The organism is Bacillus sp. N12A5, from assembly GCF_026790125.1.
Taxonomy (GTDB): domain Bacteria; phylum Bacillota; class Bacilli; order Bacillales; family Bacillaceae; genus Bacillus.
Window position 1 is genome coordinate 1 of record NZ_JALAMR010000040.1, and the last position, 1,258, is coordinate 1,258.

Annotated in this window: 1 protein-coding gene; it reads right to left on the reverse strand. The window is 41.0% G+C overall.

The window, feature by feature from the left end; all coding sequences use genetic code 11:
- Nucleotides 1-41: 41 nt before the first annotated feature.
- Nucleotides 42-1,192 (reverse strand): IS3 family transposase gene (locus MOC09_RS20085; protein ID WP_268362097.1). Its coding sequence is split into 2 segments (ribosomal slippage): nucleotides 42-919 and nucleotides 919-1,192, totalling 1,152 coding nucleotides; the frame shifts between segments, so codons are not numbered across the junction.
- Between the last annotated feature and the right edge of the window lie 66 nt (nucleotides 1,193-1,258).

Below are 1,258 nucleotides of genomic sequence, written 5' to 3' on the forward strand. Positions count from 1 at the left end.
GGGACTGACCCCCGTTTTTGAGACAGGGATCAAAACACCTTTTAAACAGCCAATTGCCGATAGTTTATCGGTGATTGGTTGTTTAGTTTCGTTTGAATACGAATATTGTTATAATAATGAATGTATTCTGTGACAGTGCGTTCTGCGATGGCGGTCGTAGTTCGATCAATGCTGTTAAGATAGAACGTTTCAGACTTTAGTGAGGAATGAAACGATTCGATGGAGGCATTATCAGCGGGCGTCCCTTTGCGGGACATGCTCATGGTAATGCCTTTTGTGTTAACAGCTTTTTGATACTCGTAAGATGTATATACAGAACCTTGGTCACTATGTAACACGCAGTTCTCAGGCAGTGTTGGCAGCTGATCAAGTGTGTCTAAGACAAAGTCTGTGTCCTGCTTATCGCCAATCGTAAAAGCAATCACTTCTCCATTGTATAAATCTAATATACTGGAAAGGTACAATTGTTTCTGTCCATAAGGCAAATATGTGATGTCCGTTACTAGTTTTTCAAGAGGGCGATCAGACTGAAAGTTCCGATCCAATATATTATCGACCACGGCATATGGCTGCCCATTCTTCTTGCGCTTTTTCACCTTAACCCGGCACTGCCATTGATTTTTCTGCATAATGCGTTGAACAGTTTTATGGTTAATACGCATTCTCTTTTTTAGTATGGCTGTGATTTTTCGATACCCATATCGATACTTGTGCTCTCGGCACAACGTGCCGATTTGTTTTTCCAAGTGGCGCTTGGGATGATCCCTCATCAGATTCTTCTTCCAACGATAATAAGACGCTCGAGAGATACCTAAATGAATACAGATATCCTGTACTGTCATTGTGCCGTACAATAATTCTACAAGTTCGACTGACGTTTCGCTATCAACTTCCTTTCCAATTCGTTGTACTTTTTTAAAACTTCATTCTGCTGTCTCAGATAACGATTCTCTGCCTGCAGTTTCTCTAATTCGGAAGAATACTCCGGACCTTTTCCGTAAGTGTATTGCTTTCCAACAGGCTGTTCAAATCGATGTGTTTCCCCAGCCTTATGCCATCTAACCCATGTCTGAACCTGTGTCTTATTCTTAATATTCAATTTCTGCATGATCTCTTTCATAGGCACGCCTGCCAATCTCATTTCTACAGCCTTCTGTTTCACTTCAACCGGATAACTCACTCTTGTCCCCATAGAAAAAACACCTCCAAGTCTAATTTCGGATAACAATCATCCGTTTTCAAACTTGAAGGTGTTTTT